Genomic DNA, 24,087 nt, shown 5'->3' with positions numbered 1-24,087 from the left:
CGCGGCCCTTTACTGCGAAGGTTCGTCTAGATGCAGCGTGAACTCGCGGAACGAGGCGCCGTCCGGTTGGGTGCGTTCGAAATCGGTCACCGTACGGGCGGCATTGGCCTGGGCCTGGGCCGGGTCGGGCAGGTTGCCGAACTGGGCGTTATTGATCAGCCAGGACAGGTTCGTCGGCGAATCGGAGTTGGCCAATGCCTCGTCGAGCGTGATCACCTTTTCGTGGTACAGGCGGAACAGGTCCTGCTCGAAGGTCTGCGAGCCCGGGGCGAGGCTTTGCTCCATCGCTTCCTTGATCTCGTTCAGCTCGCCTCGCTCCACCAGTTCCGCGACGTGGCGGGTGTTCATCAGGATTTCCACGGTGGGAATGCGCTTGCCGTCGGGCTTGCGCACCAGGCGCTGGGAGATGATGCAGCGCAAGGCCACCGCCAGGTCGAGGTACAGCAGCGAGCGGTTTTCCAGCGGGAAGAAGTTGATGATGCGGTTGAGCGCGTGGTACGCGTTGTTGGCGTGCAGCGTGGCCAGGCACAGGTGGCCGGTCTGGGAATAGGCGAGCGCAGCCTGCATCGTCTCGCGGTCACGGATTTCGCCGATCAGGATACAGTCCGGCGCCTGCCGCATCGCGTTGCGCAACGCTTCATGCCAGCTCAGCGTATCGATCCCGACCTCGCGCTGGTTCACCACCGACTTGCGGTGCTGGAACAGGTATTCGATCGGGTCCTCGACCGTCAGCACGTGGCCGGATTTGTTGCGGATGCGGTGGTCGATCATCGACGCCAGCGTGGTGGACTTGCCGGAGCCGGTTGCCCCCACCACGAGCACCAGCCCGCGCTTTTCCATTACCACCTCGGACAGCACCGGCGGCAGGCCGAGCGTGTCGATGGTCGGAATGTCGCTCTGGATGAAGCGCACCACCAGCGCCATCGAGTTGCGCTGCCAGAACACGTTGACGCGGAAGTTGCCGAGGTCGCGGCGGCCGAACGAGAGGTTCAGCTCCTTTTCCTTCTCGACCCGTGACACCTGCTCGGGCGTGAGCAGCTCCTGCACCATGCGCTGGATCATGGCGGGGTCCATGAGCTGCTGGTTGATCGGCAGCGAATGGCCCTGGATCTTGATGTGAATCGGCGCCCCGGCCGAGATGAACATGTCCGAGGCCTGCTTCTCGGCCATCAGCTGGAACAGCTTGTCGAAAATCATGGGTATCGCACTCCGTTCCGACTGAGGGCCGTGGGCGGGCCACGGCGAGGGGCAGGGCGGGGCGGCAAAGCCGCCCCCGGTGGATCAGGCGCCGCGCAGCAGCTCGTTGATGCCGGTCTTGGCGCGGGTCTGGGCGTCGACCTTCTTCACGATGACTGCGCAGTACAGGCTGTACTTGCCGTCGGCCGAGGGCAGGCTGCCGGGCACCACGACGGCGCCGGCGGGCACGCGGCCGTAGGTGATGGAGCCGGTTTCACGGTCGTAGATCTTGGTGCTCTGGCCGATATACACGCCCATCGACAGCACCGCGTTCTCTTCGATGATCACGCCTTCGACCACCTCGGAGCGCGCGCCGACGAAGACGTTGTCCTCGATGATGACCGGGCCGGCTTGCACCGGCTCGAGCACGCCGCCGATGCCGACGCCGCCCGACAGGTGCACGTTCTTGCCGATCTGGGCGCAGGAACCGACGGTGGCCCAAGTGTCGACCATGGTGCCTTCATCCACGTAGGCGCCGATGTTCACATAGGAGGGCATCAGTACCACGTTCTTCGCGATGTAACTGCCCTTGCGCGCGACCGCCGGCGGCACCACGCGGAAGCCGCCCTGCTGGAACTGCTCCGGCGTGTAGTCGCCGAACTTGGTCGGCACCTTGTCGAAGAAATTCAGGCCACCGGCCGGAATCACTTCGTTGTCGCGCAGGCGGAAGGAGATCAGCACGGCCTTCTTGATCCACTGGTTGACCACCCACTGGCCGTCCTTCTTCTCGGCGACGCGCAACGTGCCGGCATCCAGCCCGGCAATCACTTCGGCCACCGCATCGCGCACGGCGGCGGGCGCCGCAGCGGGGGACAGGGAGGCGCGGTTCTCGAAGGCGTCGTCGATGATCTTTTGCAGGTCTTGCATTGGGGGTCTCTCAGTGTTTTTGACAGAAGGCGATGATGCGTTCGGCGGCTTCGACACACTCGGCGGTATCGGCCACCAGCGCGATGCGGACAAAGCCCGCGCCCGGATTGACGCCACCGCTTTCGCGGGCGAGGAAGCTGCCGGGCAGAACGGTCACATTATATTGGTCGAGCAGATCGCGGGCGAAGACGGTATCGGACCCGCCGCACAGCGAGGGCGGTACGCGCGCCCACAGGTAGAAACCGGCGTCGGGCAGCTCGACGGACAGATAGGGCGCGAGCATGGGCGTCACACGGTCGAACTTCTCGCGGTACAGGCGCCGGTTCTCGGCCACGTGCGCTTCGTCGTTCCAGGCGGCCACCGACGCCGCTTGGACCGCGGGATTCATCTGGCAGCCCTGGTAGGTTCGATACAGCAGGAACTTGTTCAGGATCGCCGCGTCGCCGGCGACGAAACCCGAGCGCAGGCCGGGCACGTTCGAACGCTTGGACAGGCTGGAGAACATCACGACATTGCGGAAGTCGCTCCTGCCGAGACGGTGGGCGGCCTCGAGCCCGCCGATCGGGCGCGCCTCGTCGTCGAAATAGATCTCGGAATAACACTCGTCCGCCGCGATGACGAAGCCGTAGCGGTCCGACAGTTCGAACAGCCGCTTCCACTCGTCGAACCCCAGCACGCGCCCGGTGGGGTTGCCCGGAGAGCAGACATAGACCAGCTGCACGTCGCGCCAGACCTGCTCCGGCACGCTGTCGAAGTCCGAGCCAAAGCGGTTTTCGGGCAGGTTGTTGAGGAAGATCGGATCGGCACCGGCGAGCAGCGCGGCGCCTTCGTAGATCTGGTAGAACGGGTTGGGACACAGCACCTTGGCGCCCGCGCGGCTGCGATCGACCACGCACTGTGCAAACGCGAACAGCGCCTCGCGGGTGCCGTTGACCGGGATCACCTGGGTGGCGGCGTTGACCGCCGGCAGGCCGTAGCGGCGCTGCAGCCAGCTCGCGATGGAGCCCCGCAACGCGTCGCTCCCCGGCGTGTTCGGATACACCGACAGGCCGTCCAGATTGGACACCAGCGCTTCCTTGATGAAGGCGGGCGTCGGGTGCTGCGGCTCGCCGATCGAAAGGCGTATCGGGGCCAGCGCCGCGGGCGGCGTCACGCCGCGGAAAAGCTCGCGCAGCTTCTCGAAGGGGTAGGTCTGCAGACGGTCGAGGTCGGGATTCACTTTGGAACAATTTACGCCGGCGAAGGCACGGCGCGGGGCGGTCGAAAAGGGCGAAGATGTTATCATGGCGCGCCTTTCAGGCGTGGCCTGAGGCCTGTATCCCAACTGACTCGGCACTCGCAGCCAACGACGTACCGCCCGATCTTCGCCACCGTTCCAGCGTCGTTCGCCCCTTTCGTCCGCCCAGATCCATCGACGTGCGTCTCGCCAAGTTAAAACTCGCCGGATTCAAGACTTTCGTCGACCCCACCACGGTGCTGATGCCCGGCAACCTGGTCGGCGTCGTCGGCCCCAATGGCTGCGGCAAGTCCAACATCATCGACGCCGTGCGCTGGGTGCTGGGCGAAACCCGCGCCTCCGCGCTGCGCGGCGAATCGATGCAGGACGTCATCTTCAACGGCTCCACCACGCGCAAGCCGGTGTCGCGCGCCAGTGTCGAACTGGTGTTCGACAACAACGAGGGCAAGGCGGCCGGGCAGTGGTCGCGCTACGCGGAGATCTCGGTCAAGCGCGTGCTCGACCGCAGCGGCGAATCCACCTATTTCATCAACAACGTCCATGTGCGCCGCAAGGACGTGATCGACCTGTTCCTCGGCACCGGCCTCGGCCCGCGCGCCTACGCGATCATCGAGCAGGGCATGATCTCGCGCATCATCGAGGCCCGTCCGGAGGAAATCCGCGGCTTTCTCGAAGAGGCCGCCGGCGTCACCAAGTACCGCGAACGCCGCAAGGAAACCGAGGGCCGGCTGACCGATGCGCGCGACAATCTCGCGCGTCTCGACGACATCCGGATGGAACTCGGCGAGCGCATCGGCCATCTCGAAGCGCAGGCGGAGGTGGCCGAACGCTACCAGCGGCTGAGCACGGCGCACGTCGAGAAGCAGCAGTTGCTGTGGTTGCTGAAACGTAACGAGGCGAAGGCGGAACGCGACCGCGTCGCCGAGGAGCTGAACCGCAACACGCTGCGGATCGAAGCGGACAGCGCCCGTCTGCAGGAGCTGGAAGCGGCCGTGGAGAGCGCGCGCGAAAGCCACTTCGCCGCCTCCGAAGCGGTTCATCTCGCCCAGAGCGACCTCTTTGCCGTCAGCGCGGAGGTCACCCGGCTCGAAACCGAACTGCAGCACCTGGGTGAAGCCCGCAAGCGCCTCGAAGCGCGGCTGGCGCAGCTCGACACCGATCAGCTGCACTGGAGTGACCGGCGCGAATCGCTGACCGAGGAGCGCGAGCGCTGGCTCGGTCTCGCGGACAACGCGGCCATGCGTGCGGAGCAGGCCGAAGCCCGCCACGCCGAGATCTCCGACCGCCTGCCTGACGCCGACGCGGCGCGCCAGAGCGCCGAAACCACCGTCAATTCGGCACGACGCGAACTCGCGCAGACCGAGCAACAATTGCGCGTCGAAGAAGCCAATCGTGCCAGCGCCCAGCGCGCACTCGACGCTCTGCAGCAGCGCCGTGCCCGGCTGGAAGGCGAGCGGGGCAACATCCAGGGCCCCGACGAGCGCGACCTCGAGGAGCGCGAGGCGCGGATGGAAATGCTGCAGGAGGCGCTGGAAGAGCGCCAGCATGACCTCTCGGCATTGCAGTCGCGCTTGCCGGATGCCCAGGGGGCGCTGAAGAGTGCGCTCGATCACGAACGCGCAGTGCAGCGCCGCCTGACCGAGCTGCGCGCCCGCCGTGAAGCACTGGTCCAGCTCCAGGCCAAGGTGCAGTCGCAGGGCAAGCTTGGCGACTGGCTGCGGCGCCACGGCCTTGCCGAACTGCCCCCGCTGTGGCGGGTGTTGCGCGTGGCGGAAGGATGGGAATCGGCGGTGGAGGCGGTGCTGCGCGAACGCCTCGCGGCGCTGATGACCGCGCCGGCGGACGCTGACAATGCGGCGCTCAGCCTGCTCGACGAGGCGCCGCCCGAATCGCTGGCGCTTGCACTCGATGCCGGCGCGGCCTGTCCGGCCGACTTGGTGGCACCTGCCGGCACAGTGCCGCTGGCAGACAGGATCACGCTGACGGACACCAGCCTGCAGCCCTTGGTGCGCGACTGGCTGGCCGGCCACTTTGCCGTCGACAACCTCGCCGACTGGCTACCCCGCCGCGCCGAACTGCCCGCCGGCACCGTGCTGGTCAGCCGCCTGGGCCAGACCCTGAGCCGCCATGCGCTGACCCACTTCGTGCCCGACAGCCGCACCCACGGCGTGATGGAACGTCAGCGCGAAATCGATACGCTTGCCAGCGAACAGCAGGCGCTGGAAGAAGAGGCGCACCTCGCCCATGATGCCTTGCTGGCCGCCGAAGCCAGCGCGACCGAGTTGCAGGAGCGCACCAACACCCTGCGCCGCGACATCCAGGCGGCGCAGGCTCAGGTGCATGCCGAGCAGGTCGAGCTGCTGAAGCTGCAGCAGGCGCGCAGCCGCGCCGACGAGCGCCACGCCCAGCTCGCGCATGACCTCGGCGACCTTGTACACCTCGAAGCCACCGAGCGCGAACATCTGGCCCGCGCCGATCTCGAATCCGCCCGCGCAGCCGGACTCGCCGAGCTTCAACGCCATCGCCTCGACGCCGCGACCGAAGTGCTGCGTGAGCGCGAGCAAAGCCTGCGCGAACTGCGCACGCTGGAGCAGGCGGCCGCGCGCGAGCTGCAGGAAGTGAAGTTCTCCGAACGGGAATGCGCCGGCAAGCTCGATGACATCGCGCGCAACCTCCAGCTCGCCGCCGACCAGCTCGACCGCATCGTGGCCGAGCAGGCGAGCCGCCGCCAGGAACTCGACGCCACCGACGACGCCCGCAGCCACGACGCACTGCAGGAAGCGCTCGGCCTGCGCAGCAGCCGCGAAGCGGCGCTCGCCGCGCGCCGCGACGCGCTGGAGCACGCCGCCGCCCTGCTGCGCCAGACGGAAGAAATGCGGCTGCGCACCGAGCAGGAGGCCGCGCCCGCCCGTGCCCGCGTGGCAGAGCTGCGGCTCGCTGTTCAAGCTGCGGAGCTGGCCGCGGCCCAGCACGAGGAACGCCTGCGCGAAGCCCAGGCCGACGAGGCCGCGCTCGCGCCGCTGCTCACGCCCGACCTCAAGGAAACCAGCCTGCAGCGCGAAGTCGGGCGGCTGGCGCGTGAAATCGCCGAACTGGGGGCAGTGAACCTCGCCGCGCTCGACGAGCTGCGCAGCGCAAGCGAACGAAAGTCGTATCTCGACGCGCAGACCGAGGACCTGCTGCAGGCGATCGGCACGCTGGAAGACGCGATCCGCCGCATCGACCGCGAAACGCGCGAGCAACTGCAGGAAACCTACAATACCGTCAATCAGCAGTTCGCCACCTTGTTCCCGCAGCTCTTCGGCGGGGGCCGTGCCGAACTGGTGCTGACCGGCGACGAAATCCTCGATGCCGGCATCCAGATCGTGGCCCAGCCGCCGGGCAAGAAGAACACCTCGATCCAGCTGCTGTCCGGTGGCGAGAAGGCGCTCACGGCGATCGCGCTGGTGTTCGCGATGTTCCAGCTCAATCCGGCGCCGTTCTGCATGCTTGACGAGGTAGACGCCCCGCTGGACGATACCAATACCGAGCGGTATGGCCAGATGGTCAAACGCATGTCATCTCAGACACAATTCATCTTCATCAGCCACAGCAAGATCACGATGGAAATCGCCCAGCAACTCGTCGGTGTGACGATGCAGGAGCAGGGCGTGTCGCGCGTGGTGGAAGTCGATATGGAGGAAGCGCTGCGCCTGGCCGAAGCGGCCGCAGCGTGATCAAGGGAAAAGAAAATGGATAGCGAACTTCAAGTCGCATTGATCGGCGCCGGCGCCGCCCTCGTGGTACTCATCGTGGCCTATAACAAATGGCAGGAACGCAAGCACCGCCGCCGTGCGGAGCAGGCATTCAAGTCCGATCACCGCGACGTGCTGCTCGAACCGGACGGCGCTGACGCGACCGATGGCGCGCGGGTGGAGCCGAGCTTCGACAGTGATGGCGGGGACAACGAGCCCGTCATCGGAACGCCGGCGGCTGCGCCGCGCCCGGTGCGCGAAGCCGCAACCCGGCGCAGCGTGCCCGAAAAGCCCGCAGAACTCGACACCCGTGCCGATTGCGTGATCCTGATCGAAGCCATCGAGCCGCTCGATGTGCCGCGCCTGTGGGCGGCGCAGCAGCAACAGCTGGACGGCCTCAGCAAGCCGGTGCGCTGGTTCGGTTTCGACGACGGCGGCAATGTGTGGCGGCCGCTCAATGTCCACAGCGCCGGCGCCTACCACTGGTTCTGCGCCGCGATGCAGCTGGTCGATCGCAACGGCCCGATCGGCGAAACCGACTTCATGCGTTTCTCGGGCGGCGTGCAGCGCATCGCCGAGCAGTTCTTCGCGGTACCCGCCGGTCTCCCGGCGCGCGTGCAGGCGCTGGGCGGCGCCACCGAACTCGACCGTTTCTGCGCCGATGTCGACGTCCAGATCGGCATCAACGTGGTGGCCACGCAGCAACCCTTCCTCGGCACCAAGCTGCGCGGCCTCGCGGAGGCGGAAGGCCTGACTCTGGCCGACGACGGCAGCTTCCACATGCGCGACGAGGCGGGTAACACCGTGTTCACCCTGTCCAACCTCGAACCCTCGCTGTTCACCGCCGAAAACCTGCGCACCGTGCAAACCCACGGCATCACGCTGGTGATCGATGTGCCGCGGGTGGCCAACGGCGCCGCCTGCTTCGAGCGCATGATGCAGCTTGCGACCCACCTGGCCGGTGCGCTGCAGGGCGTCGTCGTGGATGACAACCGCGCGCCTTTCGGCGTCGACGCGGCGGGAATGATCCGCAGCCAGATCGCGCAGTTCCAGGACCGCATGGCCAGCCACGACATCCCCGCCGGCGGCCCGCTCGCCCTCCGCCTTTTCGCTGCCTGACACGATGCCGCTGTTTGCCGATGCTGCCGCGCGGGCGGCGACCCTGCGGGCGGAAATCGCCCGCCATAACCACGCCTACTACGTCCTCGACACGCCGACGATTCCGGACGCCGAGTACGACCGCCTGTTTCGCGAACTGCAGGATATCGAGGCGGCGCACCCCGAGTTGCTCACGCCCGATTCGCCCACCCAGCGGGTCGGCGGCGCGCCGCTTCCTGAACTGGTGCCGGTGCGCCATGCGGTGCCGATGTTGTCCATCCGCACGGAGACCGACACCACGGCGCAAGGCGTCCACAACTTCGACACCCGGGTGCGAAACGCGCTCGGCCTGGGCGACGGCGACCCCGCAGTGGAATACCTGGGCGAACTCAAGTTCGACGGTCTCGCCATCAGCCTGCGTTACGAACACGGCGTGCTGGTTCGGGCAGCCACGCGCGGCGATGGCGAAACCGGCGAGGACGTCACCCACAACGTGCGCACGATCCAGCAGATTCCGCTACGCCTGCACGGGGCGACCCCTGCGGTCATCGAGGTCCGCGGCGAGATCTACATGCGGCGCGACGACTTCGAAGCACTCAACAACCGCCAGCGCGAAGCGGGCGACAAGGTCTTCGTCAACCCGCGCAACGCCGCGGCCGGCGCCGTACGCCAGCTTGATCCGCGCATCGCCGCGCGCCGTCCCTTGTCCTTCTTCGCCTACGGGCTCGGGGAGCATGCCGGGTTCGATCTGCCCGCTACGCAGGCGGAACTATTGACCCGCCTCGCCGCGTTCGGCGTGCCGGTATGCGAGCACCGGGAGGTCTCCTCGGGCCCGGAGGGCCTGATTGCCTTCCACGACCGCATCGCCGCATTGCGCAACGAACTGCCCTACGACATCGACGGCGTGGTCTACAAGGTGAACCGCGTCGACCTGCAGCGCGAACTCGGTTTCGTCACCCGCGAGCCGCGCTGGGCGGTGGCGCACAAGTACCCGGCGCAGGAAGAGATCACGCGCCTCGCCGGCATCGACGTGCAGGTTGGCCGCACCGGCGCACTCACGCCTGTGGCAAGGCTGGAGCCGGTCTTCGTCGGCGGCGTCACGGTTACCAACGCAACCCTGCACAACCAGGACGAGATCGACCGCAAGGACGTGCGCGTCGGCGACTGGGTGATCGTGCGCCGCGCGGGCGACGTGATTCCCGAAGTTGTCGGCCCGGTGCTGGAGCGCCGCGAAGGCGAACCGCCGCGCTTCAACCTGCTGGCGAGCTATCCGACCTGTCCGGTGTGCGGCTCGCACGTGGTGCGCGGCGAGGACGAGGCGGTGGCGCGCTGCAGCGGCGGCCTGTTCTGCCCGGCGCAGCGCAAGCAGGCGCTGTTGCATTTCGCGGGCCGCCGCGCGATGGACATCGAAGGACTCGGCGACAAACTGGTCGAGCAACTCGTCGATGCCAGCATCGTGAAGACGCCGGCCGACCTCTACAAGCTCGGCATCCTCGCGCTCGCCAATCTGGAGCGCATGGGTGAGAAGTCCGCGCAGAACCTGTTGGCGGCCATCGAGAAGAGCCGCAATACCACGCTCGCCCGCTTCATCTTCGCGCTCGGCATCCGCAACGTCGGCGAAGCCACCGCGAAGGATCTCGCCCGCCATTTCGGCAGCCTCGATGCATTGCTGGCGGCGGACGAGGGCGCGCTGCAACAAGTGCCGGACGTCGGCCCGGTGGTCGCAAAGTGCATTGCGGAGTTTTTCGCCGAGGCCCACAACGTCGAGGTGGTCGAGCAACTGCGCGCAGCCGGCCTGCGTTGGGAGGAGGGCGCGCCCGCGGCGCCGGCCAGCGGCAGCGTCGCAGGCCTGACCTTCGTAATCACCGGCACGCTGCCGACACTGTCGCGCGACGAGGCGAAGGCGCTGATCGAGGCCCACGGCGGCAAGGTCAGCGGTTCGGTTTCCAAGAAGACGGATTACCTGGTGGCGGGGGCCGAAGCCGGTTCCAAGCTCGCCAAGGCGCAGGATCTCGGGGTGGACATCGTCGATGAGGACGGTCTGCGCCGATTGCTGGAATCGGGCGAACAGTCGCCCATCAACAACAAGGACGGAGTCCCAGAATGAAAAAGGTCACCAAGGCGGTCTTTCCGGTTGCGGGCATGGGCACGCGCTTCCTGCCGGCCACCAAGGCCAGCCCGAAGGAAATGCTGCCGGTCGTCGACAAGCCGCTGATCCAGTACGCGGTCGAAGAAGCCGTCGCTGCCGGCATCACCGACATGATCTTCATCACCGGCCGCACCAAGCGTGCGATCGAGGACCACTTCGACAAGGCCTACGAACTCGAGACCGAACTCGAAGCCCGTGGCAAGAAGGAACTGCTGGAAGTGGTCGCCAAGACCGTGCCCAAGGGCATGAACTGCGTCTACATCCGCCAGTCCGAAGCGCTCGGCCTCGGCCACGCGGTGCTGTGCGCCTCCGCGGTGGTGGGCGACGACGAGCCCTTCGCGGTCATCCTCGCCGACGACCTGCTCGACAACCACGGCGGCAAGCCGGTGATGGCGCAGATGAGCGAGGTCTATAACTATCACCGCTGCTCGGTGCTCGGCACCATGAACGTGCCGCGCCAGGAAACCCGCCAGTACGGCATCGTCAGCACCGAAAGCCAGAGCGGCAACATCCAGCGCGTGACCGGCATCGTCGAGAAGCCGAAGCCCGAGGAAGCGCCGACGACCCAGGCGGTGGTCGGCCGCTACATCCTGACCCCCCGCATTTTCGAGCATCTGCGCGCGCTCAAGCCGGGCGCAGGTGGCGAACTGCAGCTGACCGATGCGATCGCCTCGCTGCTGAAGGAAGAAGCCGTGCTCTCCTACCAGTACGAGGGCGTGCGCTATGACTGCGGCTCCAAGCTCGGCTACCTGAAGGCTGCGGTGGAATTCGGCCTGCGCCACCATGAAGTGGGGGCTGAATTCGCGGCCTACCTCAACGACCGCTTCCCGGGCGAGTTGGCGAAGAAGAAGGAAAAGTAAGCCGCAGCGGCGGGGGCGGGCAGCGCCTGCCTCCTGCTATGGCGGATGTGGGAAGCGCCGCGGACCGCGGCGCTTTTTTTCGCCGTCGATCGGGGGAGTGGCGGGGGAAGGACGGGGCGGTGGCTTGAACCCCATCCCCATCCCGGCCTTCCCCTTGAAGGGGAAGGGGCCAAACCGCCGCGGCCTGAAACCCCAGCGCTATCCGGAAAGAAAAACGCCCCGCCTGAATCAACAGGCGGGGCGTTCGTTTGCGGCGGCAGCGCGCTTACGCGGCGTCGGCCTTGGCCGCGCGCTTGCGGTCGGTTTCCTTCAGGTGACGCTTGCGCAGGCGGATGTTCTTCGGCGTGATCTCGACCAGCTCGTCGTCGGCGATGAACTCGATTGCGGATTCCAGCGTCAGCGCGATCGGCGGGATCAGGCGCACCGCTTCGTCGGTACCCGAGGCGCGCACGTTGGTGAGCTGCTTGCCCTTGATCGGGTTCACGACGAGGTCGTTGTCGCGGGTGTGGATGCCGATGATCATGCCTTCGTACAGCGCTTCGCCCGGGCTCACGAACATGCGGCCGCGGTCCTGCAGGTTCCACAGCGCGTAGGCCACGGCTTCGCCATCGTTCTGCGAGATCAGCACGCCGTTGCGGCGCTCGGCCATCGAGCCGGCCATCGGGCTGTAGTCGTCGAACACGTGGGAGGCGAGGCCGGTGCCGCGCGTCATGGTGAGGAATTCGCCCTGGAAGCCGATCAGGCCGCGGGCCGGGATGCGGTATTCCAGACGCACGCGCCCCTTGCCGTCCGGCTGCATGTCCTGCAGCTCGCCGCGGCGGCGGCCGAGTTCTTCCATCACGCCGCCCTGGTGGTCTTCTTCCACGTCCACCGTCAGCATTTCGTACGGCTCGCACTTCACGCCGTCGATTTCCTTGTACACCACGCGCGGACGGCCCACCGCCAGCTCATAGCCTTCGCGGCGCATGTTTTCCAGCAGGATGGTGAGGTGCAGTTCGCCACGCCCGGAGACTTCGAACACGTCGGAGTCGCCGGTGTAGTTCACCCGCAGCGCCACGTTCTTCAGCAGTTCCTTTTCCAGGCGCTCGCGGATCTGGCGGCTGGTGACGAACTTGCCTTCGCGGCCGGCGAGCGGCGAGCTGTTGACCATGAAGTTCATGGTCAGCGTCGGCTCGTCCACCGCGATCGGGGTCAGGCCCTCGAGACAGTCGGGGTCGCACAGCGTCACGCCGATGTTGACCTGCTGGATACCCGCCACGAGCACGATGTCGCCGGCCTCGGCGGATTCGGCGGGGGAGCGCTCCAGGCCCTTGAAGGTGAGGATCTGGCTGACCTTGCCCTTGCCGCGGTTCTCATCGCCATACATCACCACCAGTTCCTGGTTGGGCTTGATGCGGCCGCGCTTGATGCGGCCGATGCCGAGCTGGCCCATGTAGGTGGAGTAGTCGAGCGAACAGACCTGCAGCTGCAGCGGGCCATCGGCGTCGACTTCCGGCGGCGGCACGTGCTTGAGGATCGCGTCGAACAGCGGACGCATGTCCTTGCGCTCGTCGTCGATGTTTTCGACCGCGAAGCCGTTGAGGCCGGAGGCGTAGATCACCGGGAAGTCGAGCTGCTCTTCGGTAGCGCCGAGCTTGTCGAAGAGGTCGAAGGTGTGGTTGATCACCCAGTCCGGACGCGCGCCCGGGCGGTCGATCTTGTTGATCACGACGATGGGCTTGAGGCCGAGCGCCAGCGCCTTGCGGGTGACGAAGCGCGTCTGCGGCATCGGGCCTTCGACCGCATCGACCAGCAGCAGCACGCTGTCGACCATCGACAGCACGCGCTCGACTTCGCCGCCGAAGTCGGCGTGCCCCGGGGTGTCGACGATGTTGATGTGGGTTTCGCCATACTGGATGGCACAGTTCTTCGAGAGGATGGTGATGCCGCGTTCCTTCTCGATATCGTTCGAGTCCATGACCCGCTCGGCAACTTGCTGGTTATCGCGGAAGGTGCCGGACTGGCGCAGGAGCTGGTCCACCAGGGTGGTCTTGCCATGGTCGACGTGAGCGATGATGGCGATGTTGCGAATGGCGCGGGACATGGAGGCGGGAAGTCTTTGAAAAGGCGCGGATTCTAACACGTGCTGCGGCGTCGCAGCATGAATTCCGCGGGGGCGGGAGGGGGCCGCGTGCTAGAATCCGCGCCCTTCGTCGAGGAGTGCCCACATGCTCGCAATCATCGGTGGTAGCGGACTGACCCAGCTTTCTACGCTGGAAGTCGTGCGTCGCGAGGTCTGTCGCACCCCCTATGGCGAGCCCTCCGGCGCACTCACTTTCGGCACGCTTGCCGGCAAGCCGGTGGTCTTTCTCGCCCGCCATGGCTACGGCCATACGATTCCGCCGCACCTGGTGAACTACCGCGCCAACATCTGGGCGCTGCATCAGGCACGGGCCACCGCGGTGGTGTCGGTCGCGTCGGTGGGCGGAATCCGCGCCGATTTCGCGCCGGGCACGCTCGCGGTGCCGGACCAGATCATCGACTACACCTGGGGCCGCAAGAACACCTTCTTCGATGGCGGCGAGGCCCCTGTCCGTCACATCGACTTCACCCACCCCTACGACGAAAAACTGCGCCGCAGCCTGCTCGCGGCGGCAACCGACGCGGGCGAACCGATCTTCGACGGCGGCGTGTACGCCAGCATGCAGGGGCCGCGGCTGGAAACCGCCGCCGAAATCAACCGCCTGGAACGCGACGGCGCCGATCTGGTGGGCATGACCGGCATGCCGGAAGCCGCCCTCGCACGCGAACTGGATCTGCCCTACGCGGCGCTGAACGTGGTGGTGAACTACGCGGCGGGACGTTCGTCCAGCGAGCACGGCATCCACTTCGACAGCATCGAACTGGTGTTGCAGGAAGCGATGCTGCGGGTGCGGCGCGTGCTGGAAGCCCTGTGCCGGGCCGGTTGAGCCGCGCGGTACTTCAGCTGGCGCCGCTGTCCAGTGCGGTGAGGTGGCGCTTCAGGCGGTTCAGCAGATCGAGCAGCTGAATCTTCTCGTCGTGGTCGAGCCCCGCAAACAGTTCGATCACCCAGTTTTCGTGCGAACTCGCCATCTGCCGGAACAGGCGCTTGCCTTCCGGGGTGAGATGCACCGTGTAGGCCCGGCGATCGCGCGGATCGTCGCGGCGCTCCACCAGCCCTTCTTCCACCAGCTTGTCGGTCAGCCCGGTCACGTTGCCGCCGGTGACCATCAGCCGGCGCGACAGCTCGCGCATCTTGAGGCCTTCCGGGTTGCGGTCGAGCTGTGCCATCAGGTCGAAGCGCGGCAGCGTCGAATCGAAACCGGTGCGCAACTGGTTGCGCAGGCGCGATTCGACGATGTTGGTGCAGGTCAGCAGCCGCAGCCACACCCGCAGGGCCTCGTGGTCCGTGTCGGTGGCGCGGGTTTCATGGTCGATGATGTCCGGGTCGGCGTTGGACGGCGTTTCGGTCTGTTCTAGCGTCATGGCGATACCTGCAGCGTGCATTGGATGGGCGGAGAGCGCCCTTGCCGGTCATTCTAACGCGTGAATCGGTTAAATCATTCACGCTTAAATTGATTTGATCGGCAGGTATTTTGCGTCCGGTGCGAGCAGAAGCCGGCAAAACCTCACCCCAGCGCCTTCAGCCGGAAGCGCTGCAGCTTGCCGGTCTCGGTGCGGGGCAGGGTGTCGACGTAGGCGATGGCGCGCGGGTACTTGTAGGGCGCCACGGTCTGCTTGACGAAGTCCTGCAGGGTTTTCGTCATCGCCTCGTCGCCGACCTGGCCGGGCTTGAGCACGACGAAGGCCTTGATGATCTGGCCGCGGTCGGGGTCGGGCACGCCGATCACGCCGCATTCGGCCACCGCGGGGTGGGCCAGCAACGCCCATTCCACCTCGGGGCTGGAGACGTTGTAGCCGGAGGTGACGATGATGTCGTCCACCCGCGCGTGGTAGTAGAAGTAGCCGTCCGCATCCATGTGGAAGGCGTCGCCCGGCAGGTTCCAGCCGTTCTTCACGTAGTTCTGCTGGCGCTCGTCGGCGAGGTAGCGGCAGCCGGTCGGCCCTTTGATCGCGAGCTTGCCCACTTCGCCCGGGGGCAGCGGGTTCATGTCGTCATCGACGATCATGCCGGTGTAGCCCGGCAGCAGCTTGCCGAGCGCGCCGGGTCGGTAGTCGTCCGGGCCGGAGGCAATGTAGATGTGGATCATCTCGGTGCCGCCGATACCGTCGTGGATCTGGATGCCGCTCGCCTCGCGCCACTTGTCGCGGGTGTCGGTGGGCAGCGCCTCGCCGGCGGAAACACACTTCTTCAGGCTGGCGATGTCGTACTTGCCCACCAGGCCCGCCATCTGACGGTAGGCGGTGGGCGAGGTGAAGCAGACCGTGGCCTGGTGGTCCTGGATCGCCTGCATCAGCGGTTCGGGCGCGAGCTTTTCGAGCAGCACGGTGCTGGCGCGCGCCCACAGCGGAAAGCACAGCAGGCCGCCAAGGCCGAAGGTGAAGGCGAGCGGCGGCGTGCCGATGAAGACGTCGTCCTGCGTGGGCTTCAGGCAGTGGCGCGGGAAGACCTCGCACATCGCCATCACGTCGCGGTGGAAGTGGATGGTGCCCTTGGGAATCCCGGTGGTGCCGGAGGTGAAACCGATCAGGGCCGGGTCGGTGGCGGCGGTGGCCACGGTGTCGAACTGATCCGGCTTGCCGTCCATGCGGGCCGCGAGTTCGCCCCCTTCGCCGAATAGCATCACGTGGCGCAGCGTCGGGCTCTCGGCACGGGCGTATTCCAGCTCTTCGGCCAGGCTGGCATCGCACAGCGCGTGGCTGATCTCGGCCAGCCGCAGGATCTCCTTCAACTCCTTCGCGCGCAGCAGCGGCATGGTGCCGACGGCGACGCCGCCCACCTTCCACACCGCCAGCCAGCACGCGGCCAGCCAGGGCGTGTTGGCTCCGCGCAGCAGCACCCGGTTGCCCGGCACCAGGCCCATGTCCTCGACCAGGACGTGGGCCAAGCGATTGACTTGCTGGTGCAGCTGGCGGTAAGTCCAGTGGATGTTCTTGCCGATGATCGCGGGACGCTCGGCGTGGCCTTCCGCGAGCGCGCGGTCGAGCAGTTCGGCGGTGGCGTTGAGCTGCTCGGGGAACTGCAGCTCCGGCCGCTCGAAGATCAGTTCCGGCCACTGTTCGGCCGGCGGCAGGTTGTCGATGACGAAGCGGTCGAGATGGGCGCTGCTGTTCATGGTGTCTCCTCTGCCTGGGTAGGGCCCCGGTTCACGGTTGGCTGCGTTGGCCAGTGCGCGGCTGGCAGTTCGCCGCCGCGCGTTGTGAATCAAGTCTTTGCCAAACAGCAGACAAAGTCAATTCATGAACTATAAAGTTCAGAATTATTCACTACTAAAATTAAAATCGGCCGGAACGTCCCGAAAGAGCAGCGCTCGCAGACGTCTCGGCACCCCGTCGGGCTCACCAGAGCGCGCCGCGCTCCGCGCGCATCTTGCGCACCATGGCGTCGAAGAACTTCACCGCGAAGCCGCTATCGCGGATCAGCATCTGGGTGAGGTCGGCGCACTTCTGGCCGATCTCGGCCGGCAGCGGATTGTCCTCGCCCGGGATCATGCCGGCGTGGCACTGAATCTCGGCCGCGCGCTGCACCGTCCACAGCAGGAAGAAGGTCTTGGCGATGTCCATTTCACCAACGGCCACACCGTGGTTGCGCAGCACCAGGATGTGCTTGTCGCCCAGGCTGGCGAGCATGCGCACCTTCTCTTCAGCGAACAGCGTGATGCCCTCGAAGGTGTGGTAGCCGACGCGGCCGTAGAGCTGGGCACCATAGAAGTTGTCGTGCGAGAAGCCTGCCTTCTTGTTTGCCACTGCCGACACCGCGTTGGTGTGGGTGTGGATCACGCAGTGGATGTCCTCGCGCGCACCGTGGATGGCGCTATGCAGCGCGAAGCCGGCCGGGTTGGCGTCGTAGGGCGAGGGCTCCACCTTGTTGCCCTGCAGGTCGACCTTGAGCAGGTTGGCCGGGGTGACTTCGGTGTAATTGAGGCCGAAGGGGTTCACCAGGTAGTAGTTGTCGCCCCCCGGCAGACGCGCCGAGATGTGGTTGAAGATGGTCTCGGTCCAGCCGAAGTAGTCCACCAGGTGGTAGCACTCGGCAAGCTGGATGCGCAGCGCCCATTCTTCGTCGCTGCAGTTGGCCGGTTTGACGACCGCCGGGCTGATGGCTGCATTCATGTCGGATTCCTTGATTCGAGGGTGGGAGAGGGAGGAGGGAGCCCAGCCAGCGGAAAATCAGGCTTTCGCCGCAGCGGACTGGGGGTCGTGCAGATGCTTGCCGCGGAAGCGCGCCAGCGCGATCACCTTGCGGGTGACCGGCATCGGGATGCCGAAGCGTTCGGCCAGTTCGAGCACCGCGTCGCCGATGGCGGCAAGTTCCAGCGGACGGTTCTTCTCGAAGTCCTGCAGCATCGAGGTGCGCACCGGCCCCATCGCGGCGCCGAGTTCGAGGAAGGTGAGCGGATCGATTTCCACCCGCGCGCCGTAGCTCGCGGCCACCAGCAGCACCTCGCGCATGATCGCAACCACGGTTTCCTGCAGTTCCGGCTGGGTGTACAGCTCTTCCAGCGTCGCCCCTGAGATCACCGACAGCGGGTTGGTGCTGATGTTGGCGATGATCTTGGTCCACAGCTTGTCGCGGATGCGCTCCAGCGGCCGCGCCTCGATGCCGCCGCGCTCAACGATGGCGCACAGCGCGCGCAAGCGCTCGCTCATGCTGTTGTCGGGCTCGCCGAACATGATGAGGTGCGGGTTGCGCGCCACCACGTGGCCGGGCTGCGGCGACTCGGCGGTGATGAACACCACGCAGCCGATGACGTGCTTGAAGGGCAGGGCGGCGGCGAGCTTGCCTTCGGGGTCGGTGGCGCGCACCGGCTGGTCGGCGAAGCGGCCGCCTTCGCCATGGAAGTACCACCAGGGCACGCCATTGACCGCCGGCACCACGATGGTGTGCTCGCCGATCAAGGGTGCGAGGCGCGGCAGCATCGCCGGCAGGTCGTGCGCCTTGGCACAGACGAAGATCACGTCCTGCACGCCAAAGTCCGGCTGGTCGCTGGCGCGCACCGGCACCTGATGCGTGCCTTCCAGATCGGTCAGGGTGATGCCGTCGCGACGCAGGACGTCGAGCGTGGCGCCACGGGCGAACACGGTGACATCCATGTCAGCCTTGGCGAGGCGGGCGGCGATGGTGCAGCCGATGGCACCGGCGCCGGCGATGCAGATTTTCGGGGTTCGGGCGGAAGTCATGTTTCGGCTCCGTGGGGCGAGAGGCAGGGTAGCTGCCGTTCGTGTTGGGGGCGTGCCACGGGGGTGAGGGTGATACGCCCGGCAGATGTTGACGTGGGTTCAAGGCGACGTGCGCTGCGCGCGACGAGGTCAGAGTTGTCGGTTTTGCCTCCTCCCCTTCAAGGGGGCGTAGGCGGGGTTTCGCAGAGCACCGCTCTGCGCCGCCGGAGCGGCGGAGCGAAGCGAAGACTCCACGGCTGGCCTGTTTGCTCCCTCCCCTTCAAGGGGAGGGCTGGGGTGGGGATGGGGTTTCGCTCAGCAGTGCCGCACCCAACCCCATCCCCCTCCTAACCAGTAGTCTCGGCTTCGCCTCGCCGCTTCGCCGGCGGCAAGCAGTGCTTGCCGAAACCCCCGCTTCGCCCCCCTTGAAAGGGGAGGGATAAAACCTGTTCCGCCCTACCGCAACCTCAGCTTCCTGCGCGGCGGAGCACCGCCCTCAAGTCGCCAACATCTCCTGATGCTTGCCCCCCAGCCCCAGATACGCCTCGATCACCCTTGGGTCATCCTTCAGCTGCGCCGCCGGCCCTTCCATCGCGATCTGCCCGGTCTCGAGCACATACGCGTAGTCCGCCACCTGCAGCGCCGCCCGTGCGTTCTGCTCCACCAGCAGGATCGACACGCCGCGCTTTCTCAGCTCCGCGATGATCCGGAAGATTTCCCGCACGATCAGCGGCGCCAGGCCCAGGCTCGGTTCGTCCAGCATCAAGAGCTTGGGCTTGGCCATCAGCGCGCGGCCCACGGCCAGCATCTGGCGCTCGCCGCCGGAGAGCGTGCCGGCGAGCTGGCCGCGGCGTTCTTTGAGGCGCGGGAAGAGGTGATACACCTCTTCCATCGTCTGGCCGTGGTCGCGCTTGCCCATGCGGTAGCGCTGGAAGGCGCCCAGCGTCAGGTTGTCTTCCACGGTCATCTCGCCGAAGAGTTCGCGCTTTTCCGGCACCAGGTTCATGCCGCGCGCGACCATGCGCTCGACTTCCGGCACCGCTTCGATGCTGCCGTCGAAAGCGACTTTGCCCTTGGAGTTGAGCACCCCCATGATCGCGGAGAGCATCGTCGTCTTGCCCGCGCCGTTGGGGCCGATCACGGTGACGATCTGGCCTTCCCCCACGGTGAGGTTGGCGTTGGTCAAGGCTTCGACCTTGCCGTAGGCCACGCACAGGTCCTGGATCTCCAGCACCTTGTTCTTCGTTTCGTTCGCCATCACTCCACCCCGCCCAGGTAGGCTTCGAGCACCTTCGGATCCTTCTGCACGTCCTCCGGCAGGCCCTCGGCGATCTTCTCGCCGAACTCCATCACCACCACCCGATCGACCAAGCCCATCACGAAGTCCATGTCGTGTTCGACCAGCAGAATCGCCATGCCTTCGGCCTTGAGTTTCTTCAGCAGCTCGCCGAGCGCTTCCTTCTCCTTGAAGCGCAGGCCCGCGGCGGGCTCATCGAGCAGCAGCAGGCAGGGGTCGGAACAGAGCGCTCTTGCGATCTCGAGGATGCGCTGCTGGCCGAGCGCGAGGCTGCCGGCTTCGTCGAACATGTGTTCGGCCAAGCCCACGCGTTCGATCTGGCGGGCGGCTTCCGCGAGCAGGCGCGCTTCTTCTTCGCGGTCCATGCGCCAGGCGGCGCTGAGCACGCCCTTGTCGCCGCGCAGGTGGCCGCCGATGGCGACGTTCTCGAGCACACTCATGGTCGGGAGCAGCTTCACGTGCTGGAAGCTGCGGCTCATGCCCATCCGTGCGATCTCGCGCGAGTCGTGACCGGCCACCGGCTTGCCGCGGAAGAGGACCTCGCCCGAGGTCGGGGTGTCGACGCCCGAGATCTGGTTGAACATGGTGCTCTTGCCCGCGCCGTTGGGGCCGATCAGCGCGAGGATCTCGCCCGCCTTCACTTCCAGGCTCATGTTGTTGTTGGCGATGAGCCCGCCGAACTTGCGGGTGACGTTCTTCGCTTCGAGGATCAGCTCGCCTTTGCCCGGGAGTTCGCGGCGCGGCAGTTCCTTGGCGGCGGCGTCCAGCGTCTTGCGCCTGGCCTTGACCGGCACCAGCTTGGTGAGGATGGGCCACAGGCCGTCGCGGGCGCGTTGCAGCACGATCACCATCATCAGGCCGAAGACGATGACTTCGAAGTTGCCCGACTGGCCGAAGAGGCGCGGCAGGAGGTCCTGCAGCCACTGCTTCAACACGGTGATGACGCCGGCGCCGACCAGCGCGCCCCAGACGTGACCGGCGCCGCCGACCACCGCCATGAAGAGGTACTCGATGCCGATGTGCAGCCCGAACGGGGTCGGATTGACGAAGCGCTGCATGTGGGCGTAGAGCCAGCCCGAGGCGCAGGCGTGCAGCGCGGCGATCACGAAGATGATCATGCGCGAGCGCGAGGTATCGACGCCCATCGCTTCGGCCATCACCATGCCGCCCTTCAAGGCGCGGATCGCGCGGCCTTCGCGGGAATCGAGCAGGTTCTGGGTGGTGAAGACCGCGGCGAGCAGGAAGACCCAGATGAGGTAGTAGATCTCTTCGCCCTGGTCGAGCACCCATCCGAAGATCGAGATCGGCGGAATGCCGGTGAGGCCGGTGTGGCCGCCCAGGCTTTCCATGGTGCCGAAGAGGAAGTACAGCGAAATCCCCCAGGCGATGGTGCCCAGCGGCAGGTAGTGGCCGGAGAGCTTGAGGGTGAGCGAACCGAGCACCACCGCCACCACGGCGGTGAAGGCGAGGCCGACGACCAGCGCGAGCCAGGGTGAGCCGCCCGCCCAGGCGAGCCAGGCGGGCAGATCGGTGGCGGTGCACAGCAGCGCCGTGGTGTAGGCGCCCAGCCCCACGAAGGCGGCCTGGCCGAAGCTGGTGAGGCCGCCGACGCCGGTCAAGAGCACCAGGCCGAGCGCGACCATGGCGTACAGACCGATGTAGTTCAAGAGCGTCACGTAGAACGGCGGCAGCACCAGCGGGGCCACGGCCAGCAGCGCGAGAAAGACGCCGAGCACGAGGCGGGGCGAAAGCATGGTGGAGGCTCCCGGGGTGGAGGCGGAGGGGGTCGCGGACGACGGCTCGATCGGAAGACGGGCGGTCATTCTTCTTCCTCCAGGTGATGGCTGGTGAGCGAGCGCCACAGCAGGAAGGGGATGATGAGCGTGAAGACGATCACTTCCTTGTAGGTGCTGGCCCAGAAGGCGGAGAAGGCTTCAAGCATGCCCACAAGTACCGCGCCGAGCGCGGCCACGGGGTAGCTCACCAGCCCGCCGATGATGGAGCCGATGAAGCCCTTGAGGCTGATGATGAAACCCGAGTCGTAGTAGATGGTGGTGATCGGCGCGATCAGCACACCCGACAGCGTCGCAATCAGCGTGGCGAGAAAGAAGCTCGCCTTGCCGGCGAACACCGGCGAGATGCCCATCAACTGGGCGCCAACGCGGTTGATCGCGGTGGCGCGCAGCGCCTTGCCATACACGCTGCGTTCGAAGAACTGGTAGAGCACGATGATGAGGCCGACCGATACCGCGATGACCCACAGCGTCTGGCTGTTGAGGGTGATCGGGCCGAGTTCGAGACCCGCCTCGGAGAAGGGCGTGGTCTTGGCCCCGCTGGGACCGAACAGCAGCAGCGCGATACCGACCATCGCCACATGCACCGCGATCGAAACGATCAGCAGGATCAGCACCGGCGCGGACGCGATCGGCTGAAAGAACAGGCGGTAGATCTGCGGCCCGAGCGGCACCACCAGCGCCAGCGTGAGCAGCACCTGCACGCTCATCGGCAGTTCGGCCAACGGCAGGCGATAGAGCGCGAAGCCGAGCACGAAGGGGTAGGCCAGGCGGAACGCCTGCGCGCCGGAAAAGCGCACGCGGCCGCTGTTGCGGAAGGCGGCGAGCACGTCGGCGACGGCCACCGCAACCGCGAAGCCGGCCAGCAGCCAGACCAGGGCGGGGGCCTTGCCGGCCTGGAAGGCGGCCATCGTCAGCGCGCCGAAGGCAACGAATTCACCCAGCGGAATGAACAGCACCCGGGTGACGGTGAAGACGAGGAGGATGGAGAGCGCCAGCAACGCATAGATCGCGCCGTTGGTCACCCCGTCCTGCCCGAGGATCATGGCTATCTGCAGGTTCATGGAATCACTAGTCCTTCGATCGGGGACCTCGCCCGGTGCAGGCTGCACACCGGGTCCGGCTGGGCGACGCGTGTGGCGCCATGTTCTCCGGGCCGGGCGGCATCGCGGGATGAGCGAAGCCGCCAGGCAAACCCGCGCCACGGGGATCGACCCGTGGACACCGGCTGGTCCGGGGAAACCTTGCGGTTGCCGCTCCCGAACTGCGGGTGGCGGTCCGCTTTTGTACGTTATGAGCCCCCGCCGCGCTGCGGTCTGCCTTGCCGCTGCGTCCTCCTCAGGCGCAGCGGGCGGCGGGGGAAATGCGAGTCGGCGGCAGGCTTACTTCAGCAACGCCCAGTTGCCGTCCTTCACCGTGATCATCACGCGGCCGCGCTCGTCGAAGCCGCTGTGGTCTTCCGGCGTCATCGTGTACACGCCCTGGGTGGCGACCAGTTCCTTGGTCTGCTCCAGCGCGTCGCGCAGCGCGGCACGGAATTCCTTGGTACCCGGCTTGCCCTTCTTGGCCGCGGTCGGGATGGCCTGTTGCAGCAGCAGGCCAGCGTCATAGACGTTGGCGCCGAAGGTGGCCGGCTTGTTGCCGTGCAGCTTCTCGTAGGCGGCGATGTAGTCGCTGGCGACCTTCTTCGACGGGTTGCTGTCGGCGATTTCCGGCAGCACCAGCATCAGGCTGGCGGCGAGGATGGTGCCCTCGACCTTCTTGCCGCCGAGCTTCAGGAAGTCGGGCAGCGCGGCGCCGTGGGTCTGGTACATCTGGCCCTTGTAGCCCATGTCGAACAGCGTGGTCTGCGGCAGCACCGACGGGCCGCCCGGGGCGGTCACCAGCACCGCGTCGGGCTTGGCGCCGAGGATCTTGAGCGCCTGGCCGGTCACCGAGCTGTCGGAGCGCTGGAACTTCTCGCTGGCGACGATCTTGATGCCCGCCTTCTCGGTCAGGGCGCCCATCACCTTGGCCCAGTTTTCGCCGTAGGGGTCGGCGGTGCCGATCAGGCCGAGGGTCTTCACGCCGGCCTTGGTCATGTGGTCGACCAGCGCCTTGGCGATGATGTCGTCGTTCTGGGTGGTCTTGAACACCCACTTCTTCTGCTCGTTCATCGGCAGCACAACCGCGGCGGTACCCACCGGCGCCAGCATCGGCACGCCGGCTTCGGCGACGAACTGGATGGTGCCCATCGCGTTGGGCGAGCCCGAGGGCCCGATGATGGCGTCGACGTTCTGCTCGGAGATCAGCTTCTTCACCGCGGTGACCGAAGCGGTGGAGTCCGACGCGTCGTCGAGCGAGATGTACTCGACCGTCAGGTCGCCCACCTTGGTCGGCAGCAGCGGCACGGTGTTCTTCTGCGGAATGCCGACCAGCGCCGTGGGGCCGGTGGCCGAGGCGATGACGCCGACCTTGACCTGGGCGAAGGCGCTGCCCGCAAAGGCGGCGAGGGTGGCGAGGGCGACTGCAGCGGGGAGTTTTTTCAGCTTCATG

The 24,087-nt window shown here is 66.6% G+C and carries 17 protein-coding genes; 5 read left to right on the top strand and 12 right to left on the bottom strand.

Annotation, left to right across the window (positions count from 1 at the left end; genetic code table 11):
- Positions 1-9 precede the first annotated feature (9 nt).
- The 3 genes from dqs_RS10615 to dapC all read right to left on the bottom strand — a co-directional run bounded on the left by dqs_RS10615 (position 10) and on the right by dapC (position 3,322).
- Positions 10-1,197 carry a PilT/PilU family type 4a pilus ATPase gene (locus tag dqs_RS10615; protein WP_011765737.1) on the bottom strand — a complete coding sequence of 396 codons (1,188 nt, stop codon included), beginning with the start codon at positions 1,195-1,197 and terminating at the stop codon, positions 10-12.
- Between the two features lie 84 nt (positions 1,198-1,281).
- The gene (gene dapD / locus dqs_RS10610; protein WP_011765736.1) at positions 1,282-2,103 is read right to left on the bottom strand and encodes a 2,3,4,5-tetrahydropyridine-2,6-dicarboxylate N-succinyltransferase; all 822 of its coding nucleotides are present in this window, start codon (positions 2,101-2,103) and stop codon (positions 1,282-1,284) included.
- A 10-nt stretch (positions 2,104-2,113) separates the two neighbouring features.
- Positions 2,114-3,322 (bottom strand): succinyldiaminopimelate transaminase, encoded by a 1,209-nt coding sequence (dapC, locus tag dqs_RS10605; RefSeq protein ID WP_065340459.1) that lies wholly within the window; start codon positions 3,320-3,322, stop codon positions 2,114-2,116.
- Positions 3,323-3,519: 197 nt separating this feature from the next.
- On the opposite strand from dapC, the gene smc reads away from it, so the two are divergent.
- From smc to galU, 4 genes are read left to right on the top strand one after another with little or no spacing between them, the layout of a single operon-like run.
- Positions 3,520-7,056 (top strand): chromosome segregation protein SMC, encoded by a 3,537-nt coding sequence (gene smc, locus dqs_RS10600; protein WP_084018427.1) that lies wholly within the window; start codon positions 3,520-3,522, stop codon positions 7,054-7,056.
- Between the two features lie 15 nt (positions 7,057-7,071).
- Entirely contained in the window at positions 7,072-8,193 is a 1,122-nt protein-coding gene (locus dqs_RS10595) for a cell division protein ZipA (RefSeq protein WP_065340458.1), read from the top strand.
- Between the two features lie 4 nt (positions 8,194-8,197).
- The gene (ligA, locus tag dqs_RS10590) at positions 8,198-10,279 is read left to right on the top strand and encodes an NAD-dependent DNA ligase LigA (protein ID WP_065340457.1); all 2,082 of its coding nucleotides are present in this window, start codon (positions 8,198-8,200) and stop codon (positions 10,277-10,279) included.
- Complete coding sequence (gene galU, locus dqs_RS10585) at positions 10,276-11,181, top strand: UTP--glucose-1-phosphate uridylyltransferase GalU (RefSeq protein WP_011765731.1); 906 nt, start codon at positions 10,276-10,278, stop codon at positions 11,179-11,181. Before ligA ends, galU begins: the two co-directional genes overlap by 4 nt.
- Positions 11,182-11,446: 265 nt before the next feature.
- Here galU and typA read toward each other — a convergent pair whose 3' ends face one another.
- Positions 11,447-13,264: a translational GTPase TypA gene (gene typA / locus dqs_RS10580; RefSeq protein WP_065340456.1), complete on the bottom strand. Its 1,818-nt coding sequence runs from the start codon at positions 13,262-13,264 to the stop codon at positions 11,447-11,449.
- 124 nt (positions 13,265-13,388) lie between these two features.
- Here typA and dqs_RS10575 point away from each other — a divergent pair, with 124 nt between their 5' ends.
- Entirely contained in the window at positions 13,389-14,129 is a 741-nt protein-coding gene (locus dqs_RS10575) for an S-methyl-5'-thioinosine phosphorylase (protein WP_011765729.1), read from the top strand.
- A 13-nt stretch (positions 14,130-14,142) separates the two neighbouring features.
- Here dqs_RS10575 and dqs_RS10570 read toward each other — a convergent pair whose 3' ends face one another.
- From dqs_RS10570 to dqs_RS10535, 8 genes are all read right to left on the bottom strand, one after another.
- Positions 14,143-14,667 (bottom strand): MarR family winged helix-turn-helix transcriptional regulator, encoded by a 525-nt coding sequence (locus dqs_RS10570; protein WP_084018424.1) that lies wholly within the window; start codon positions 14,665-14,667, stop codon positions 14,143-14,145.
- A 143-nt stretch (positions 14,668-14,810) separates the two neighbouring features.
- A complete protein-coding gene (locus dqs_RS10565) occupies positions 14,811-16,418 on the bottom strand; it encodes an AMP-binding protein (protein WP_065340455.1) in 1,608 nt (535 codons plus the stop codon).
- Between the two features lie 223 nt (positions 16,419-16,641).
- Complete coding sequence (locus dqs_RS10560; RefSeq protein WP_065340454.1) at positions 16,642-17,415, bottom strand: class II aldolase/adducin family protein; 774 nt, start codon at positions 17,413-17,415, stop codon at positions 16,642-16,644.
- A 57-nt stretch (positions 17,416-17,472) separates the two neighbouring features.
- Entirely contained in the window at positions 17,473-18,483 is a 1,011-nt protein-coding gene (locus dqs_RS10555) for a ketopantoate reductase family protein (protein WP_065340453.1), read from the bottom strand.
- Positions 18,484-18,958: 475 nt separating this feature from the next.
- Positions 18,959-19,720 carry an ABC transporter ATP-binding protein gene (locus dqs_RS10550; RefSeq protein WP_065340452.1) on the bottom strand — a complete coding sequence of 254 codons (762 nt, stop codon included), beginning with the start codon at positions 19,718-19,720 and terminating at the stop codon, positions 18,959-18,961.
- Positions 19,720-21,513: a branched-chain amino acid ABC transporter ATP-binding protein/permease gene (locus dqs_RS10545; RefSeq protein ID WP_065339477.1), complete on the bottom strand. Its 1,794-nt coding sequence runs from the start codon at positions 21,511-21,513 to the stop codon at positions 19,720-19,722. Before dqs_RS10545 ends, dqs_RS10550 begins: the two co-directional genes overlap by 1 nt.
- Before the next feature lie 65 nt (positions 21,514-21,578).
- Positions 21,579-22,616 carry a branched-chain amino acid ABC transporter permease gene (locus dqs_RS10540; RefSeq protein ID WP_065340451.1) on the bottom strand — a complete coding sequence of 346 codons (1,038 nt, stop codon included), beginning with the start codon at positions 22,614-22,616 and terminating at the stop codon, positions 21,579-21,581.
- A 318-nt stretch (positions 22,617-22,934) separates the two neighbouring features.
- A complete protein-coding gene (locus dqs_RS10535) occupies positions 22,935-24,086 on the bottom strand; it encodes an ABC transporter substrate-binding protein (protein ID WP_011765722.1) in 1,152 nt (383 codons plus the stop codon).
- Between the last annotated feature and the right edge of the window lies 1 nt (position 24,087).

The sequence above is a fragment of the Azoarcus olearius genome, from assembly GCF_001682385.1.
GTDB classification, from domain to species: Bacteria; Pseudomonadota; Gammaproteobacteria; order Burkholderiales; family Rhodocyclaceae; genus Azoarcus; species Azoarcus olearius.
This window is presented reverse-complemented; position numbering and strand designations above follow the sequence as displayed.

Bases quoted from the DNA above. Each gene is read 5' to 3' on its own strand.
- dqs_RS10615 (WP_011765737.1), bottom strand. From the start codon at position 1,197: ATGATTTTCGACAAGCTGTTCCAGCTGATGGCCGAGAAGCAGGCCTCG.
- dapD (WP_011765736.1), bottom strand. From the start codon at position 2,103: ATGCAAGACCTGCAAAAGATCATCGACGACGCCTTCGAGAACCGCGCC.
- dqs_RS10595 (WP_065340458.1), top strand. From the start codon at position 7,072: ATGGATAGCGAACTTCAAGTCGCATTGATCGGCGCCGGCGCCGCCCTC.
- ligA (WP_065340457.1), top strand. From the start codon at position 8,198: ATGCCGCTGTTTGCCGATGCTGCCGCGCGGGCGGCGACCCTGCGGGCG.
- galU (WP_011765731.1), top strand. From the start codon at position 10,276: ATGAAAAAGGTCACCAAGGCGGTCTTTCCGGTTGCGGGCATGGGCACG.
- typA (WP_065340456.1), bottom strand. From the start codon at position 13,264: ATGTCCCGCGCCATTCGCAACATCGCCATCATCGCTCACGTCGACCAT.
- dqs_RS10575 (WP_011765729.1), top strand. From the start codon at position 13,389: ATGCTCGCAATCATCGGTGGTAGCGGACTGACCCAGCTTTCTACGCTG.
- dqs_RS10570 (WP_084018424.1), bottom strand. From the start codon at position 14,667: ATGACGCTAGAACAGACCGAAACGCCGTCCAACGCCGACCCGGACATC.
- dqs_RS10565 (WP_065340455.1), bottom strand. From the start codon at position 16,418: ATGAACAGCAGCGCCCATCTCGACCGCTTCGTCATCGACAACCTGCCG.
- dqs_RS10560 (WP_065340454.1), bottom strand. From the start codon at position 17,415: ATGAATGCAGCCATCAGCCCGGCGGTCGTCAAACCGGCCAACTGCAGC.
- dqs_RS10555 (WP_065340453.1), bottom strand. From the start codon at position 18,483: ATGACTTCCGCCCGAACCCCGAAAATCTGCATCGCCGGCGCCGGTGCC.
- dqs_RS10550 (WP_065340452.1), bottom strand. From the start codon at position 19,720: ATGGCGAACGAAACGAAGAACAAGGTGCTGGAGATCCAGGACCTGTGC.
- dqs_RS10545 (WP_065339477.1), bottom strand. From the start codon at position 21,513: ATGCTTTCGCCCCGCCTCGTGCTCGGCGTCTTTCTCGCGCTGCTGGCC.
- dqs_RS10540 (WP_065340451.1), bottom strand. From the start codon at position 22,616: ATGAACCTGCAGATAGCCATGATCCTCGGGCAGGACGGGGTGACCAAC.
- dqs_RS10535 (WP_011765722.1), bottom strand. From the start codon at position 24,086: ATGAAGCTGAAAAAACTCCCCGCTGCAGTCGCCCTCGCCACCCTCGCC.